This window comes from Stutzerimonas azotifigens DSM 17556, from assembly GCF_000425625.1.
Taxonomy (GTDB): Bacteria; Pseudomonadota; Gammaproteobacteria; order Pseudomonadales; family Pseudomonadaceae; genus Stutzerimonas; species Stutzerimonas azotifigens.
The window spans coordinates 16781-33496 of sequence record NZ_KE384420.1 but is presented as its reverse complement, the minus strand read 5'-3'; the positions used below and the strand labels follow the sequence as shown (position 1 = coordinate 33496).

16 protein-coding genes are annotated in these 16716 nt (G+C 66.1%); 10 read left to right on the top strand and 6 right to left on the bottom strand.

Annotated features, from left to right (window positions below; genetic code table 11):
* Nucleotides 1-54 precede the first annotated feature (54 nt).
* A complete protein-coding gene (locus H610_RS0121020; protein ID WP_028241501.1) occupies nt 55-663 on the bottom strand; it encodes a pyridoxamine 5'-phosphate oxidase family protein in 609 nt (202 codons plus the stop codon).
* Nucleotides 660-1214, bottom strand: coding sequence for a DNA-3-methyladenine glycosylase I (locus H610_RS0121015; RefSeq protein WP_028241500.1), 555 nt, complete (start codon nt 1212-1214; stop codon nt 660-662). The genes H610_RS0121020 and H610_RS0121015 overlap by 4 nt, the downstream gene beginning before the upstream one ends.
* Before the next feature lie 102 nt (nt 1215-1316).
* Between H610_RS0121015 and glyQ the strand changes: the two genes are divergently transcribed.
* From glyQ to H610_RS0120995, 4 genes are read left to right on the top strand one after another with little or no spacing between them, the layout of a single operon-like run.
* On the top strand, nt 1317-2285 hold the full coding sequence (gene glyQ, locus H610_RS0121010) for a glycine--tRNA ligase subunit alpha (protein ID WP_028241499.1): 969 nt from the start codon (nt 1317-1319) through the stop codon (nt 2283-2285).
* Entirely contained in the window at nt 2282-4336 is a 2055-nt protein-coding gene (glyS, locus tag H610_RS0121005; protein WP_028241498.1) for a glycine--tRNA ligase subunit beta, read from the top strand. Before glyQ ends, glyS begins: the two co-directional genes overlap by 4 nt.
* A 4-nt stretch (nt 4337-4340) precedes the next feature.
* Nucleotides 4341-4883, top strand: a complete 543-nt coding sequence (gmhB, locus tag H610_RS0121000) for a D-glycero-beta-D-manno-heptose 1,7-bisphosphate 7-phosphatase (RefSeq protein ID WP_028241497.1) — start codon at nt 4341-4343, stop codon at nt 4881-4883.
* Nucleotides 4880-5650 carry a lysophospholipid acyltransferase family protein gene (locus H610_RS0120995; RefSeq protein WP_028241496.1) on the top strand — a complete coding sequence of 257 codons (771 nt, stop codon included), beginning with the start codon at nt 4880-4882 and terminating at the stop codon, nt 5648-5650. The genes gmhB and H610_RS0120995 overlap by 4 nt, the downstream gene beginning before the upstream one ends.
* Before the next feature lie 66 nt (nt 5651-5716).
* Here the strand turns inward: H610_RS0120995 and gyrB are convergent, their stop codons facing one another.
* Genes gyrB through dnaA form a run of 4 tightly spaced genes read right to left on the bottom strand, consistent with a single transcriptional unit; the run spans nt 5717 to nt 11846 of the window.
* Entirely contained in the window at nt 5717-8134 is a 2418-nt protein-coding gene (gene gyrB / locus H610_RS0120990) for a DNA topoisomerase (ATP-hydrolyzing) subunit B (RefSeq protein WP_028241495.1), read from the bottom strand.
* Nucleotides 8131-9243: a DNA replication/repair protein RecF gene (gene recF / locus H610_RS0120985; protein ID WP_028241494.1), complete on the bottom strand. Its 1113-nt coding sequence runs from the start codon at nt 9241-9243 to the stop codon at nt 8131-8133. Before recF ends, gyrB begins: the two co-directional genes overlap by 4 nt.
* 10 nt (nt 9244-9253) lie before the next feature.
* Entirely contained in the window at nt 9254-10357 is a 1104-nt protein-coding gene (gene dnaN, locus H610_RS0120980) for a DNA polymerase III subunit beta (protein WP_028241493.1), read from the bottom strand.
* A gap of 37 nt (nt 10358-10394) precedes the next feature.
* Nucleotides 10395-11846, bottom strand: coding sequence for a chromosomal replication initiator protein DnaA (gene dnaA, locus H610_RS0120975; protein ID WP_028241492.1), 1452 nt, complete (start codon nt 11844-11846; stop codon nt 10395-10397).
* Nucleotides 11847-12393: 547 nt separating this feature from the next.
* On the opposite strand from dnaA, the gene rpmH reads away from it, so the two are divergent.
* The 6 genes from rpmH (at nt 12394) to H610_RS25625 (ending at nt 16688) form a co-directional block, all read left to right on the top strand.
* The gene (gene rpmH / locus H610_RS25230) at nt 12394-12528 is read left to right on the top strand and encodes a 50S ribosomal protein L34 (RefSeq protein WP_003458028.1); all 135 of its coding nucleotides are present in this window, start codon (nt 12394-12396) and stop codon (nt 12526-12528) included.
* A gap of 17 nt (nt 12529-12545) precedes the next feature.
* A complete protein-coding gene (rnpA, locus tag H610_RS25225) occupies nt 12546-12935 on the top strand; it encodes a ribonuclease P protein component (RefSeq protein ID WP_084166521.1) in 390 nt (129 codons plus the stop codon).
* On the top strand, nt 12928-13173 hold the full coding sequence (gene yidD, locus H610_RS25220) for a membrane protein insertion efficiency factor YidD (RefSeq protein WP_084166520.1): 246 nt from the start codon (nt 12928-12930) through the stop codon (nt 13171-13173). Before rnpA ends, yidD begins: the two co-directional genes overlap by 8 nt.
* Before the next feature lie 2 nt (nt 13174-13175).
* Nucleotides 13176-14843: a membrane protein insertase YidC gene (gene yidC, locus H610_RS0120965; protein ID WP_028241491.1), complete on the top strand. Its 1668-nt coding sequence runs from the start codon at nt 13176-13178 to the stop codon at nt 14841-14843.
* Between the two features lie 66 nt (nt 14844-14909).
* Complete coding sequence (mnmE, locus tag H610_RS0120960) at nt 14910-16277, top strand: tRNA uridine-5-carboxymethylaminomethyl(34) synthesis GTPase MnmE (RefSeq protein WP_028241490.1); 1368 nt, start codon at nt 14910-14912, stop codon at nt 16275-16277.
* Nucleotides 16278-16406: 129 nt separating this feature from the next.
* The gene (locus H610_RS25625; protein WP_152529141.1) at nt 16407-16688 is read left to right on the top strand and encodes a hypothetical protein; all 282 of its coding nucleotides are present in this window, start codon (nt 16407-16409) and stop codon (nt 16686-16688) included.
* The last annotated feature ends 28 nt before the right edge of the window (nt 16689-16716 follow it).

The following is a 16716-nucleotide window of genomic DNA, read 5'->3' as shown; positions in this document are numbered from 1 at the left end:
ACAGGCTCCAACCGCTCAGAAAAGCTTCGATTGTAACGACGCGGCCGAGTGCAGTCAGTAAAGGCTGGTACGAAGCCGTTGCTGCATGTCTCGCTCGTAAGCCTCGACGTCGAATTCCTCATAGATGCAGCGGAAGATATCGCCGGCGCTCGGCAGGCTGGCGCGCTCGACCTGGCGCGACGCATCCCACAGGCCGGAGCGCACCGCCGCCTTGGAGCACTGGAAGTAGCAGGTGTCGATGTGGATGCGCAGCGCACTGCGCGGCAGTTTGCCCTGGGCACGGCCCAGCTCCAGCAACTCGGGGTCCATGGAAATCTCGGCGCGGCCGTTGACGCGCAGGCTCTCGCCGACGCCGGGAATGAGGAACAGCAGCGCCACCTGCGGGTTCTCCACGATATTGCGCAGGCTGTCGATGCGGTTGTTGCCGGGGCGATCCGGCAACAGCAGGGTGCGGTCGTCGAGGATGTGCACGAAGCCCGGCGCATCACCGCGCGGCGAGCAGTCCAGGCCATCCGGGCCGACGCTGGCCAGCACCACGAAGGGCGAGGCCTCGATCAGCGCACGGTAGGGTTCGATCAGGCGGGGCAGTTCCTTGCGCCGCGAGCGCTCATGGCTTTCGCCGTACAGTGCCAGCAGCTCCTCCAGCGTGGTGATGGTGCTCATGGGGCCTTCAAATGCGCGTAACGATCGCAGTCCGTGGTGTGATCCATCACCATACCCGTGGCCTGCATGAAGGCATAGCAGATGGTCGGTCCGACGAAGGTGAAACCGGCCTTCTTCAATGCCTTGCTCATGGCCTCGGCCTCGGGCGTGACCGCCGGCACCTGGCCACGCACGCCGAAGTGGTTGACCTTCGGCACGCCGCCGACAAAGGACCAGAGGAAACCCACCGGGTCTTCCAGGCGCAGCCAGGCCCGGGCGTTCTGCCGCACGGCCTTGAGCTTGAGGCGGTTGCGGATGATGCCCGGCTCCTGCATCAGCGCCTCGATTTCCTCGTCGCTCAGACGCGCCAGGCGCTCGGGATCGAAGCCGTGCAACACCTGGCGATAGCGCTCGCGCTTCCGCAGTACGGTAATCCACGACAGCCCGGCCTGGGCCCCTTCGAGCAGCAGCATCTCGAACAGATGCCGGGCATCGCGCTGCGGCACGCCCCATTCCTCGTCGTGGTAACGCACGTACAGCGGGTCTTCGCCACACCAGGCACAACGGCGCACGCACTCTCTCCTTGGCTGCCGGGACCTGCGCCGGCCCGCGGGCGAGGCCGCGAATCGGGTATACTCCGGGGCTTTCTGTCGAAGCCCAGCACAGGTGAAATTTTGACCCAGACTACGCCTGCCGTGCGCACCTTCCAAGACCTGATCCTCGCCCTGCAAGGCTACTGGGCCGAGCAGGGCTGCGTGATTCAGCAGCCCTACGACATGGAGGTGGGTGCCGGGACGTTCCATACCGCGACCTTCCTGCGCGCCATCGGCCCGGAGACCTGGAACGCCGCCTACGTGCAGCCTTCCCGGCGCCCGGCCGACGGCCGCTACGGCGAGAACCCCAACCGGCTGCAGCACTACTACCAGTTCCAGGTGGTGCTCAAGCCCAACCCGGAAAACATCCAGGAACTCTACCTCGAGTCGCTGCGCCGCATCGGCGTCGACACCCGGGTGCACGACGTGCGCTTCGTCGAGGACAACTGGGAATCGCCGACCCTGGGCGCCTGGGGCCTGGGCTGGGAGGTCTGGCTCAACGGCATGGAGGTGACCCAGTTCACCTACTTCCAGCAGGTCGGCGGGGTCGAGTGCTACCCGGTCACCGGCGAGATCACCTACGGCCTCGAGCGCCTGGCGATGTACCTGCAGGGCGTCGACTCGGTCTACGACCTGATCTGGACCGACGGCCCGTTCGGCACCGTGACCTACGGCGACGTGTTCCACCAGAACGAGGTGGAGCAGTCGACCTACAACTTCGAGCACGCCAACGTGGCCAAGCTGTTCGAACTCTTCGACTTCTACGAGAGCGAGGCCAACCGCCTGATCCAGGCGCAGCTGCCGCTGCCGGCCTACGAGATGGTGCTCAAGGCCTCGCACACCTTCAACCTGCTGGACGCCCGCCGCGCCATCTCGGTGACCGAGCGCCAGCGCTACATCCTGCGTGTAAGGGCCCTGGCCCGCGCGATCGCCCAGAGCTATCTGCTGGCGCGCGCCCGGCTCGGCTTCCCGATGGCGACCCCGGCCCTGCGTGACGAGGTACTGGCACGCGACGACATCCAGGCCAAGCTGAAGGAGGCCGCCCAATGAGCGCACAGGATTTCCTCGTCGAACTCGGCACCGAAGAACTGCCGCCGAAGGCACTGAAGAAGCTCGGCGACGCCTTCCTCGCCGGCATCGAGAAGGGTCTGAAGGACGCCGGCCTGGACTATGCCCAGGCGCGCGTCTACGCCGCGCCGCGGCGTCTGGCGGTAGTGGTCGACCAGCTCGCCACCCAGCAGCCGGACCGCAGCGTCAACCTCGACGGCCCGCCGGTACAGGCCGCCTTCGACGCCGAAGGCAAGCCGACCCAGGCCGCCCTCGGCTTCGCCCGCAAGTGCGGTGTCGACCTGGCCGAGATCGACAGCAGCGGCCCCAAGCTGCGTTTCAGCCGCACCATCGCCGGCGAGCCGGCCAGCGAGCTGCTGCCGGCCATCGTCCAGGCCTCGCTCGACGCGCTGCCGATTCCCAAGCGCATGCGCTGGGCCGCGCGCAAGGATGAATTCGTCCGCCCGACCCAATGGCTGGTGATGCTGCTCGGCGACGCCGTGGTCGACTGCGAGATCCTCGCCCAGCGCGCCGGGCGCGAATCGCGCGGCCATCGCTTCCACCATCCCGAGCCGGTGCGCATCGCGCGGCCGGCAAGCTACCTTTCGGCGCTGCGCGAAGCAAAGGTGCTGGCCGACTTCCAGGAACGCCGCCAGCTGATCCAGCGCCGCGTCGCCGAGCTGGCCGACCAGCAGCGCGGCCGGGCCATCGTTCCCGACGACCTGCTCGACGAGGTGACCGCGCTGGTCGAGTGGCCGGTACCCCTGGTGTGCTCCTTCGAGGAACGCTTCCTCGCGGTGCCGCAGGAAGCGCTGATCTCCACCATGCAGGACAACCAGAAGTACTTCTGCCTGCTGGATGCCGAGGGCAGGCTGCTGCCGCGCTTCATCACCGTGGCCAACCTGGAGAGCCAGGATCCGGCGCAGATCGTCGCCGGCAACGAGAAGGTGGTGCGCCCGCGCCTGACCGACGCCGAGTTCTTCTTCAAGCAGGACAAGAAGCAGCGCCTCGAAGCCTTCAATGCACGCCTGGCCAACGTGGTGTTCCAGGCCGACCTCGGCACCGTGCTGGAGAAGGCGCAGCGCGTCTCCCAGCTGGCCGGGCAGGTCGCCGCCGGCATCGGTGGCGACCCGGCGCTGGCGCGCCGTGCCGGTCTGCTGTCCAAGGCCGACCTGGCTACCGAAATGGTCGGCGAGTTCCCGGAGATGCAGGGCATCGCCGGCTACTACTACGCGCTCAACGACGGCGAGCACCCCGACGTGGCGGCGGCGCTGAACGAGCAGTACATGCCGCGCGGGGCCGGTGCCGAGCTGCCGGCCACCCTCACCGGCGCCGCGGTGGCGGTAGCCGACAAGCTCGACACCCTGGTCGGCATCTTCGGCATCGGCATGCTGCCGACCGGCAGCAAGGACCCCTACGCCCTGCGCCGCGCCGCCCTGGGCGTGCTGCGCATCCTCATCGAGAAGGGCCTTGACCTGGACCTGGCCAAGGCGGTCGAGCGGGCCGTCGAGCTCTACGGCCCGCGGGTCAAGTCCGAAGGCCTGGCCGCGCAGGTGCTGGAGTTCATCTTCGACCGCCTGCGCGCCCGCTACGAGGACGAGGGCATCGACGTGGCCGCCTACCTCGCGGTACGCGCCGTGCAGCCCGCCTCGGCGCTGGACTTCGACCAGCGCGTGCAGGCCGTCCAGGCGTTCCGCACGCTGCCGGAGGCCGAAGCCCTGGCCGCGGCCAACAAGCGCGTCTCCAACCTGCTGGGCAAGTACGAAGGCCGGCTGCCGGAGGCGGTCGAGCCGCGCTGGTTCGACAATGCCACCGAGTTCTCGCTGTATTCGGCGATCCAGCAGGCCGAGCAGGCCGTGCAGCCGCTGGCCGCCGACCGCCACTACCGCGAGGCGCTGGCCCGCCTGGCGGCGCTGCGCGATCCGGTGGACGCCTTCTTCGACGCGGTGCTGGTCAATGCCGAGGACAGCTCGGTGCGGGCCAACCGCTATGCTCTGCTCGCCAGGTTGAGGGGACTGTTCCTTGGTGTCGCCGATATTTCCGCACTTGGCTAAGCCATTGAAACTGATCGTGCTCGACCGCGACGGAGTGATCAACGAAGACTCCGATGCCTTCGTCAAGACGGTGGACGAATGGATTCCCATCCCGGGCTCGCTGGAAGCCATCGCTCGGCTCTGCCAGGCCGGCTGGACGGTCGCGGTGGCCACCAACCAGTCAGGCCTGGCGCGTGGCCTGTTCGACTTCTCCACGCTCGGCGACATGCATTTCAAGATGCAGCAGCTGGTGATGGAGCAGGGCGGGCGGATCGACCTGATCGTGCACTGCCCGCACGGCCCGGATGACGGCTGCGACTGCCGCAAGCCGCAACCCGGGCTATTCCGCCGAATCGCCGAGCACTTCCACCTGCCGAACCTGAACGGCGTGCCGGTGGTGGGCGACAGCCATCGCGACCTGCACGCGGGCATGCTGCTCGGCGGCAAGCCCTACCTGGTTCGCACCGGCAAGGGCGAGCGCACGCTCAAGAGCGCGCTGCCGCCGGGGACCGAGGTCTTCGACGACCTCTCGGCGGTCGCCGATCACTTAATCAAGGTTTACCGATGAGCGTCCTGCAATCGCTGCGCACTGTGCTCTTCTACTTCCTGCTGGCCTTCTCGGCCTTCGCCTGGTGCCTGGTGTGCATGGTCTTCGCGCCTTTCATGCCGTTCCGCCAGCGCTACCGCTTCGTGATCCAAGCCTGGTGCGGCTTCGCCGTGCGGCTGGCGCGTGTGGTGGTCGGCCTGCGTTACGAGGTGAGCGGCCAGGAGAACATCCCGCAGCAACCCTGCGTGATCCTCGCCAAGCACCAGAGCACCTGGGAGACCTTCTTCCTTTCGGCCTACTTCGAGCCGCTGAGCCAGGTACTCAAGCGGGAGCTGCTCTACGTGCCCTTCTTCGGCTGGGCCATGGCGCTGCTGCGACCGATCGCCATCGACCGCAGCAACCCGAAGGCGGCGCTCAAGCAGCTCGCCAAGCAAGGCGACGAACGCCTGAAGCAGGGCGTGTGGGTTCTGATCTTCCCCGAGGGCACCCGGGTGCCGGTCGGGCAGATCGGCAAGTTCTCACGTGGCGGCACCGCCCTGGCGGTCAACGCCGGCCTGCCGGTGCTGCCGGTGGCGCACAATGCCGGCGAGTTCTGGCCGCGCGAAGGCTGGGCCAAGCACCCCGGCACCATCAAGGTGGTATTCGGCCCGGCGATGTACGCCGAAGGCGAAGGCCCCCGCGCCATCGCCGCGCTCAACGAGCGCGCCTTCGAGTGGGTGCGACAGACCCAGGAAGCCCTCAGCGGCGAACACGCACCGGTCGAGGTGACCAGCACCGCCGCGCTCTGAAGCGGCTGTCGCAACGAAAAAGGCCCATGCGGATGCATGGGCCTTTTCTTTTTCTGCAGCGAAGGCTCAGAAGTCCAGGTTCGACACGGCCAAGGCGTTGCTTTCGATGAAGTCACGGCGAGGCTCCACCGCGTCGCCCATCAGCGTGTTGAAGATCTGGTCGGCGGCGATGGCGTCCTCGATGGTCACCTTCAGCATGCGCCGCACGTTCGGGTCCATGGTGGTTTCCCACAGCTGCTCGGGGTTCATCTCGCCGAGACCCTTGTAGCGCTGCACGCTGTGCCGACGGGTACCCTCGGTCATCAGCCAGTCGAGCGCTTCCTTGAAGCTGGCGACCGGCTTTTTGCGCTCGCCGCGCTGCACGTAGGCGCCTTCCTCGAGCAGGCTGTTGAGCTTCTCGCCGAGTGCGGTGACCGTCTTGTAGTCGTTGCTGGAGAAGAAGTCGCGGTTGAAGGTGACGTAGTTCGCCAGGCCGTGAGAGGTCATTTCCACCTCCGGCAGCCAAAGATGGCGTTCCTTGTCCTCGCGCAGGCTGGCCTTGTAGACCAGGCCGGACTTCTCCACGCCCTTGAGCATGGCGCTGTACTTCTCGAGCCAGGTACGCATGGCCTGTTCGTCGGCCAGTTGCTCCAGGGTCACCCGCGGCAGGTAGATGAAGTGCTCGGTCAGCTCCTGCGGGTACAGGCGCGACAGTCGCTGCAGGGTCTTCATCACCGTGCGGTAATCGTTGACCAGCTTTTCCAGCGCCTCGCCGGAAAGCCCCGGAGCATGTTCGTTGACGTGCAGGCTGGCGTCTTCCAGGGCCGACTGGGTGAGGTACTCCTCCATTGCCTCGTCGTCCTTGATGTACTGCTCCTGCTTGCCGCGCTTGACCTTGTACAGCGGCGGCTGGGCGATGTAGACGTAGCCGCGCTCGATCAGCTCCGGCAGCTGGCGGAAGAAGAAGGTCAGCAGCAGGGTGCGGATGTGCGAGCCGTCGACGTCGGCGTCGGTCATGATGATGATGTTGTGGTAGCGAAGCTTGTCGATGTTGTATTCCTCGCGCCCGATGCCGCAGCCCAGCGCGGTGATCAGGGTGCCGACTTCGGCAGAGGAGAGCATCTTGTCGAAGCGCGCCTTCTCGACGTTGAGGATCTTGCCCTTGAGCGGCAGGATCGCCTGGGTGCGGCGGTTGCGCCCCTGCTTGGCTGAACCGCCGGCGGAGTCACCCTCCACGATGTAGAGTTCGGAGAGCGCCGGATCCTTCTCCTGGCAGTCGGCGAGCTTGCCGGGCAGCCCGGCGATATCCAGCGCGCCCTTGCGGCGGGTCATTTCGCGGGCCTTGCGCGCCGCTTCGCGCGCGCGCGCAGCGTCGATCATCTTGCCGACCACCGCCTTGGCCTCGTTCGGATGCTCAAGCAGGAAGTCGCCGAAGTACTTGCCCATTTCCTGTTCCACCGCGGTCTTCACCTCGGATGAGACCAGCTTGTCCTTGGTCTGCGAGCTGAACTTCGGGTCCGGCACCTTCACCGAGATGATCGCCGTGAGGCCCTCGCGGGCGTCGTCGCCGGTGGTGGCCACCTTGAGCTTCTTGGCCAGGCCTTCCTGCTCGATGTAGGCGTTCAGGTTGCGCGTCAGCGCCGAGCGGAAACCGGCCAGGTGGGTACCGCCGTCGCGCTGGGGAATGTTGTTGGTGAAGCAGAGGATGTTCTCGTTGAAACTGTCGTTCCACTGCAGCGCCACTTCGACGCCCACGCCATCGTCGCGCTGGACGTTGAAGTGGAACACCTGGTTCACGGCGTTCTTGTTGGTGTTCAGGTACTCGACGAAGGCCCGCAGGCCGCCCTCGTACTTGAACAGCTCTTCCTTCGCGCTACGCTCGTCGCGCAGCAGGATGCCGACGCCGGAGTTGAGGAACGACAGTTCGCGCAGACGCTTGGCGAGGATGTCCCAGCTGAAGTGGATATTCTGGAAGGTTTCGGCGGACGGCTTGAAATGCACCTCGGTGCCGGAGCTTTCGGTCTCGCCGACCGGGCTCAGCGGCGCCTGCGGTACGCCATGGCGATAGGTCTGCTCCCAGACCTTGCCTTCGCGGCGGATGGTCAGCTGCAGCTCCTCGGACAGCGCGTTCACCACCGAGACGCCGACGCCGTGCAGACCGCCGGAGACCTTGTAGGAGTTGTCGTCGAACTTACCGCCGGCGTGCAGCACGGTCATGATGACCTCGGCCGCCGAGACGCCTTCTTCCTTGTGGATGTCCACCGGGATGCCGCGCCCGTTGTCGCGCACGGTGATCGATTCGTCTGTGTGGATGGTGATGCTGATTTCGCTGCAATAGCCGGCGAGCGCCTCGTCGATCGAGTTGTCCACCACCTCGAAGACCATGTGGTGCAGGCCGGTGCCGTCGTCCGTGTCGCCGATGTACATGCCGGGCCGCTTGCGTACGGCATCCAGGCCCTTCAGCACCTTGATGCTGGAGGAATCGTAGGTGTGGTTTTCGCTCATGCGTTCACTCCCGAGGGGCCGTGGGTCTGGGTGACACGGCCATGTTCCACGTGAAACATTGAGACCGGCGTGGATGTCTGCCAGCCTTCCATCAATGCGTTCGAATCGACACAGGTGATGAATACCTGGCAATTCAGTTGTTCGAGCAACCGGCACAGCGCCAGCCGGTGGTGTTCGTCGAGCTCGGAGGGCAGGTCGTCGACCAGGTAGATACACTGGCCGCGCTTGGTCTCGCTGACGAGATGCCCCTGTGCAATCCGCAGCGCGCAGACGACGAGTTTCTGCTGCCCTCGCGACAGGATTTCGGCGGCATTGTGCCCGCCGACCTTGAGCCGCAGGTCGGCCCGTTGCGGCCCGGCCTGGGTATGACCCAGCGCCCGGTCGCGCTCCAGCGTCGCGGCCAGCACCTCCCCGAGCCGGCGGTCCTTGTCCCAGCCACGGTAGTAGCTCAGTTGCAGGTCCTCGAGCGCACAGAGCGCTTGCAGCGTTTCCTCGAACACCGGCTTGAGCGCCTGGATATAGGCCCGCCGGTAGGCGTCGATCTCGTCGGCCGCTAGTTCCAGTTCACGGTCCCAGGCGGCTTGCGCAGCGCCGTCCAGTCTACCATGCCGGAGCCATGAATTCCGCTGGCGCAGGGCCTGCTGCAGCCGCTGCCAGGCACGCAGAAAACGTGGTTCCACGTGGAACACACCCCAATCGAGGAACTGCCGGCGCAGCTTGGGTGCCCCCTCCAGCAGGCGGAAACTGTCCGGGTTGATCACCTGCAGCGGCAGGGTGTCGGCCAGCTCGGCAGCGCTGCGCACGTTCTGCCCGTCGACGCGGATGACCGTCTCGCCGTCGCGGCTGCGCGATACGCCGATCGCCCGAGCCTGGCCGCTGGCCAGCGCCGCCTGGCCGAACAGCACGCAGGATTGCTCCTCGTGCCCGACCACGGGCGCGATGCGACTGCTGCGAAAGGAGCGCGCCAGACCGAGCAGGTGGATGGCTTCGAGCAGGCTGGTCTTGCCGCTGCCGTTGTCGCCGTAGAGGATGTTGATGCGGGGAGAGGGGAGAAGCGCCACCGGCTGCAGGTTGCGCACGCCGGTGACGGTGAAGCGGCTGAGGGACATTGAGTGGCGATTACAACCGCATCGGCATGACGACGTACGACGAATCGTCGTTGTCGGCTTCCTGCAGCAGGGCGCTGCTGTTGGCGTCGGACAGCACCAGGCGCACCTGCTCGCTGGTCATGACGCCGAGCACGTCCAGCAGGTAGCTGACGTTGAAACCGATCTCCAGCGCGCCGCCGTTGTAGTCGACGACCACCTCTTCCTCGGCCTCCTCCTGCTCCGGGTTGTTCGCCTGGATCTTCAGCAGGCCGTTGTCGAGCATCAGGCGGATGCCGCGGTATTTCTCGTTGGAGAGGATCGCGGTACGGCTGAAGGCTTCGCGCAACAGCTGGCGATCGCCGGTCACCAGCTTGTCGCCGCCGCGCGGCAGCACGCGCTCGTAGTCAGGGAACTTGCCGTCGACCAGCTTCGAGGTGAAGGTGAACTCGCCGGTGGTGGCGCGGATGTGGTGCTGGCCGAGCACGATGCCGACCTCGCCGTCCTGGTCGGTGAGCAGGCGGGCCAGCTCGAGAATGCCCTTGCGGGGCACGATCACCTGGTGGCGGTCGACCTGTTCGATGCCGGCCTGCATCGAGCACATGGCCAGACGGTGGCCGTCGGTGGCCACGGCGCGCAGCATGCCGCTGGACACTTCCAGCAGCATGCCATTGAGGTAGTAGCGGACGTCCTGCTGCGCCATGGCGAAGCTGCTGCGCTCGATCAGCCGGCGCACCCTGGCCTGCGGCAGGGTGAAAGTCATCGAGCCGGGACCTTCCTCGACGGTGGGGAAATCGTTGGCCGGCAGCGTCGAGAGTGTGAAGCGGCTGCGACCGGACTTGACCACCACCTTCTGGTCGTCGAGGCGAACGTCGATCGCCGCGTCGGCCGGCAGGCTCTTACAGATGTCCATCAGCTTGCGCGCCGGCACGGTGATCTCGCCGGGCTCGGCGGCATCCTCCAGCGCGACCCGCCCGACCAGCTCGACTTCCAGGTCGGTGCCGGTGAGCGACAGCTGCTGGCCGTCGACCGACAGCAGCACGTTGGACAGGACCGGCAAGGTCTGCCGGCGTTCGACGACGCCGGCGACCAGCTGCAGGGGTTTCAACAGGGCTTCGCGCTGGATGGTGAAATGCATGATCTGGTCCCTTGCCTATGTTGGATGGCCGCGTCGATCAGGTCGTCAGCGTACGCAGCAGGTTCTTGTAGTCCTCGCGGATGTCCGCGTCGGACTCGCGCAGTTCGGCGATCTTACGGCATGCATGCAGCACAGTGGTGTGATCCCGCCCGCCGAAGGCATCGCCGATCTCCGGCAGGCTGTGGTTGGTCAATTCCTTGGACAGCGCCATGGCGACCTGCCGCGGGCGCGCCACCGAACGCGAGCGCCGCTTCGAGAGCAGGTCGGACACCTTTATCTTGTAGTACTCGGCCACGGTGCGCTGGATGTTGTCGATGCTCACCAGCTTGTCCTGCAGCGCGAGCAGGTCCTTGAGCGACTCGCGGATCAGCTCGATGGTGATGTCGCGCCCCATGAAGTGGGCATGGGCGATCACCCGCTTGAGCGCGCCCTCGAGCTCGCGGACGTTGGAGCGGATGCGCTGGGCGACGAAGAAGGCGGCGTCGTGCGGCAGCTCGACCCGCGCCTGCTCGGCCTTCTTCATCAGGATGGCGACCCGGGTCTCCAGTTCCGGCGGCTCGACCGCTACGGTCAGACCCCATCCGAAGCGCGACTTCAGGCGCTCCTCGAGGCCGTCTATCTCCTTCGGGTAGCGGTCGCTGGTGAGGATCACCTGCTGGCCGCCCTCGAGCAGCGCATTGAAGGTGTGGAAGAACTCCTCCTGGGAGCGTTCCTTCTTGGCGAAGAACTGGATGTCGTCGATCAGCAGCGCGTCCACCGAACGGTAGAAGCGCTTGAACTCGTTGATGGCGTTGAGCTGCAGCGCCTTGACCATGTCGGCGACGAAGCGCTCCGAGTGCAGGTAGACCACCTTGGCGTTCGGGTTCTTCTTCAGCAGGTGGTTGCCTACCGCGTGCATCAGGTGGGTCTTGCCGAGGCCGACGCCGCCATAAAGGAAGAGCGGGTTGTAGCCGTGCTTGGGGTTGTCGGCGACCTGCCAGGCAGCGGCGCGCGCCAGCTGGTTGGACTTGCCCTCGACGAAGTTCTCGAAGGTGAAGGTGCGGTTCAGGTAGCTGGTGTGCTTGAGCGCGCCCTCGACCTGGACGTTGCGCTCCGCGCGGACCGGCGGCGGTTCGGCGGCCTGGACCTGCGCCGGCTCGTCCAATGCCACCGCTGCCTGTATCGCCTCGGCGATCGGCTGCTGCGCGACCGGCACCGGCGCAGCGGCGCGGGCGGCGGACGAGGGCAGGGCATTGGCCGCGGTGCGCTTGCTGCCGATCGCCAGCGACAGGGCCGGCGCCAGCCCGGGCGAACGCTCGCCCATCAGTTCCATCAGCCGGGTCAGGTACTTTTCGTTCACCCAGTCGAGCACGAAGCGATTGGGCGCATACACGCGCAACTCGTCGCCATCGGCCTCGACCTGAAGCGGGCGGATCCAGGTATTGAATTGCTGAGCCGGCAGCTCATCGCGTAACGACTCGATGCACTGCTGCCAAAGTTCAACGGACACCAGGCTTCCTCTTCATGGGTGACGAACGCGGCCGGCGGGCCCCGCCCGCGGTGCGAATGGCCGTCTATTCTAGCTGCCGGCCAGGCGGTTATCCACAACAGAAGCCCCTTCGCAAGGTCTTCACCGATGGACTGCCAGAACGCAATGGCGCCTCCGCCATGCCGGCCAACCCTGTGGAAAACCCGGGCCCAGCACTGGGGAAAAACCCATGAGGATCCGGCGGACAACCCTGCCCTGTGGATGAAACGCTGGTTCGTCCCCAGCCTGTGCATAGCCCTTGCACCCTGAACCCAGGGTTTTCCCACCGGGCTGCCCACCGGCTGGAAGCCAGACGTCCCGTGCGTTGAGAAGGCTTATCCACAGAAAGCCGGCTGGCTAAGAGAAATTAAAGATTCAGAAAAGCTTTCTCTCTTTCTTCATGTCTTATTGATTTCCAGCCTGCACGTGCTGGTTGGAAATTGACCTGCGCACGCCGCTTCACTACAATCGCCGGTCTCTTTAACGGGGGCCATTCCGGCCCGTAGTGGACCACCCAGGTAAACGCATCATGAAACGCACTTTCCAACCCAGCACCCTCAAGCGCGCTCGCACCCACGGTTTCCGTGCCCGCATGGCTACCAAGAACGGCCGTCAGGTGCTGTCGCGTCGTCGCGCCAAAGGCCGCAAGCGCCTGACCGTCTGAAGCAACCGGACATTCCGGTGAGTCGAGGCTTCGGCCGGGAAAAGCGACTGCTGACCCCCGCCCGGTTCAAGGCAGTCTTCGACTCCCCAACCGGCAAGGTGCCAGGTAGGCATGTACTGCTCCTGGCCCGTCCGAACGGACTGGACCATCCCCGCCTGGGGCTGGTGATCGGCAAGAAGAGCGTCAAGCTGGCCGTCGAGCGCAATCGGCTCAAACGCCAGATGCGCGAATCCTTCCGCCATCATCAGGCCGATCTGCAGGGCTGGGATCTGGTGATCGTCGCCCGCAAGGGTCTCGGCGATCTCGATAACGCCGAACTTTCCCGGCAGTGCGCCAAGCTCTGGCGTCGACTGCTCCGAAGCCCTGCCCCGGACAAGACTCCACCGGCCAAGACTGACGATGCGTAAACTGGCCCTCGCTTCCATCCAGTTCTACCGCTATGCCATCAGCCCCTTGATGGCCAGTCATTGCCGTTTCTACCCCAGCTGTTCCTGCTACACCTACGAGGCCATCGAGACGCATGGCCTGCTGCGTGGGGGCTGGCTGGGTCTGCGCCGGCTCGGCCGCTGCCACCCCTGGAACCCGGGGGGCTATGACCCGGTGCCGCCTCGCACCCCCTCTTCAACTTCCCCGATGGCCGAGTAACCATGGATATCAAACGCTCGATCCTGCTTGTCGCCCTGGCGGTGGTGGCTTACCTGCTGGTTCTGCAGTGGAACCAGGACTACGGGCAGGCGGCGCTTCCCGAACCCGCCTCCCAGACACAGACCTCCGACGCGAGCCTGCCCGACGTGCCACAGGCCGGCACGGCCAACGGCGCGCAGGACATTCCGTCGGTCGCCAACGACCAGCCTGCCGCAGTGGCCGGCAACGCCGCCGGCGGCCAGCTGATTCGCGTACGCACCGACGTGCTGGACCTGGCCATCGACCCGCGCGGCGGCGACATCGTCAACCTCGCCCTGCCTCAGTACCCGCGCCGCCAGGACCGTCCGGACGTGCCCTTCCAGCTCTTCGAGCGCAGTGCCGAGCGCACCTACGAGGCGCAGAGCGGGCTGATCGGCGATGGTCCGGACCGCGCCACCGGACGGCCGCTGTACAGCAGCGCCCAGACCAGCTACACCCTCGCCGAAGGCCAGGACGAGCTGGTGGTCGACCTGACCTACAGCGCCGACGGGGTCAATTACGTCAAGCGCTTCGTCTTCCAGCGCGGCGACTACGACCTCGGCGTCAAGTACCTCATCGACAACCAGAGCGGCGAAGCCTGGACCGGCCACATGTTCGGCCAGCTCAAGCGCGACAGCAGCGGCGACCCGTCCTCCAGCACCGCCACCGGCACCGCGACCTACCTGGGTGCCGCCCTGTGGACCGCCGACGAGCCCTATCGCAAGGTGTCCATGAAGGACATGGACAACCAGCGCCTGCGCGAAAGCGTCCAGGGCGGCTGGATCGCCTGGCTGCAGCACTACTTCGTCACCGCCTGGATTCCCGACCCGCAAAGCCTGAACCAGGTGCAGACGCGCAAGGACAGCCAGGGCAACTACATCATCGGCTTCACCGGCCAGGCGGTCACTGTGCCCGCCGGCCAGCAGGGCGAAGTGGGCGCCACCCTCTATGCCGGCCCGAAGCTGCAGGACAAGCTCGAGGCGCTGTCGCCCGGCCTGCGCCTGACTGTCGACTACGGCTTCCTGTGGTTCCTCGCCCAGCCGATCTTCTGGCTGCTGGAACACATCCACGCGCTGCTCGGCAACTGGGGCTGGTCGATCATCGTGCTGACCGTCCTCATCAAGCTGGCCTTCTTCCCGCTGTCGGCCGCCAGCTACAGGTCGATGGCGCGCATGCGCGCGGTTTCGCCGAAGATGCAGGCGCTCAAGGAGCAGTACGGCGACGATCGCCAGAAGATGTCCCAGGCGATGATGGAGTTGTACAAGAAGGAGAAGATCAACCCGCTCGGCGGCTGCCTGCCGATCCTGGTGCAAATGCCGGTGTTCCTGGCGCTCTACTGGGTGCTACTGGAAAGCGTCGAGATGCGCCAGGCGCCCTGGATGTTCTGGATCACCGACCTGTCGGTGAAGGATCCGTTCTTCATCCTGCCGATCATTATGGGCGCGACCATGTTCATCCAGCAGCTGCTCAACCCGACGCCGCCGGATCCCATGCAGGCCCGCGTGATGAAGCTGATGCCGATCATCTTCACCTTCTTCTTCCTCTGGTTCCCGGCCGGCCTGGTGCTCTACTGGGTGGTCAACAACTGCTTGTCGATTGCGCAGCAGTGGTACATTACCCGGCAGATCGAACGCAGCGCCAAGACGGCCTGACGCCACCACAGCCTAGCGAACGCCCCGTGATCGGGGCGTTTTGCTATCTGCCCTCCGGAGGTCCCCGTGAGCCCTGTCCAGCAGACCATCACCGCCGTCGCCACCGCCCCCGGCCGGGGCGGCGTCGGCATCGTCCGGGTGTCCGGGCCGCGCGCCCGGGCCATCGCCATCATCCTGAGCGGCCGCGAGCCCCGTCCGCGCCATGCCCACCACGGGCCCTGGTACGCCGACGACGGCGAGGTGATCGACGAAGGGATCCTGCTGTTCTTCCCCGGCCCGCACTCGTTCACCGGCGAGGACGTGCTCGAGCTGCAGGGCCACGGCGGGCCGGTGGTGCTCGACCTGCTGCTCGACCGCTGCGTCGAACTCGGCGCCCGGCTGGCGCGCCCCGGCGAGTTCAGCGAGCGCGCCTTTCTCAACGACAAGCTCGACCTGGCCCAGGCCGAGGCCATCGCCGACCTGATCGAGGCCAGCTCGGCGCAGGCCGCGCGCAATGCCGTACGTTCCCTGCAGGGAGCCTTCTCCGAGCGGGTCGGCGCGCTCACCGAGCAGCTGGTCCAGCTGCGCATCTACGTCGAGGCGGCCATCGATTTCCCCGAGGAGGAGATCGACTTTCTCGCCGATGGCCACGTGCTCGGCCAGTTGCAGGCACTGCAAGCCGAGCTCGACCGGGTACTGCGCGAGGCAGGGCAGGGCGCGCTGCTGCGCGAAGGCATGACGGTGGTGATCGCCGGCCGGCCGAACGCCGGCAAGTCGAGCCTGCTCAATGCGCTGGCCGAGCGCGAGGCGGCGATCGTCACCGATATCGCCGGTACCACCCGCGACGTGCTGCGCGAACATATCCACATAGACGGCATGCCGCTGCACGTGATCGACACCGCTGGCCTGCGGCAGGCCAGCGACCAGGTCGAGCGCATCGGCGTGCAGCGCGCGCTGGCGGCCATCGAGCAGGCCGACCGCATCCTGCTGGTGGTCGACGCCACCGCGGCCGAGGCCGGCGACCCGATGGCGCTCTGGCCGGAATTCCTGGAGCGCGCGCCGGACCCGGCCAGGGTGACCCTGGTGCGCAACAAGATCGACCTGCTCGGCGAACCCGCCGGCATCGAGCAGCCGGCCGACGCGCCACTGACCGTCGCCCTGTCCGCCCGCAGCGGCGAGGGCATGTCGCTGCTGCGCGAACACCTGAAGGCCTGCATGGGCTACGACCAGACCGCCGAAGGCGGTTTCAGCGCCCGCCGGCGCCACCTGGAAGCGCTCAGGCAGGCCGCCGCCAGCCTCGCCCACGGCCGCACCCAGCTTACCGCCATGGGCGCCGGCGAACTGCTGGCCGAGGACCTGCGCCAGGCCCAGCAGGCGCTCGGCGAAATCACCGGCGCCTTCAGCTCCGACGACCTGCTCGGGCGGATCTTCTCCAGCTTCTGCATCGGCAAGTAAGCCTTCCTCGCCACACCTTCCCCTTTGATACGCCAGCCGACCGGACGCCCACCGGTCGGTTTCAGCCTCGCCGTACCCTGTGGAAAAGGCTGCCTGAGCCCGGTAGACAAGCCGCTGCACGAAGGGTGGATGAACGCCGCTGTGGACAACCACCCGGCTTATGCACAGGCACTGTACCGGAAGCACACCGTCTCCCCACCTGAATCCGACAGGCTTATCCTTGTCTGCAGGCCTAGCCATGTCTGGGCTGAACGCGGTTATCCACAGAAAAGAGGCTGCATAGGAATAAACATAAAAACAGGCTTTAAAGAATTCTTTCTTTCTTTTGTTTATTTCTGTTTGCCCAGGCAAGGCGCCGCCAAGGGCGCAACTGGTCATTTTTTGGCCAGGACGCTTCTTAAAGAGCGGTGAATTCCCTATACTTCCGCGCCTGTTTTTC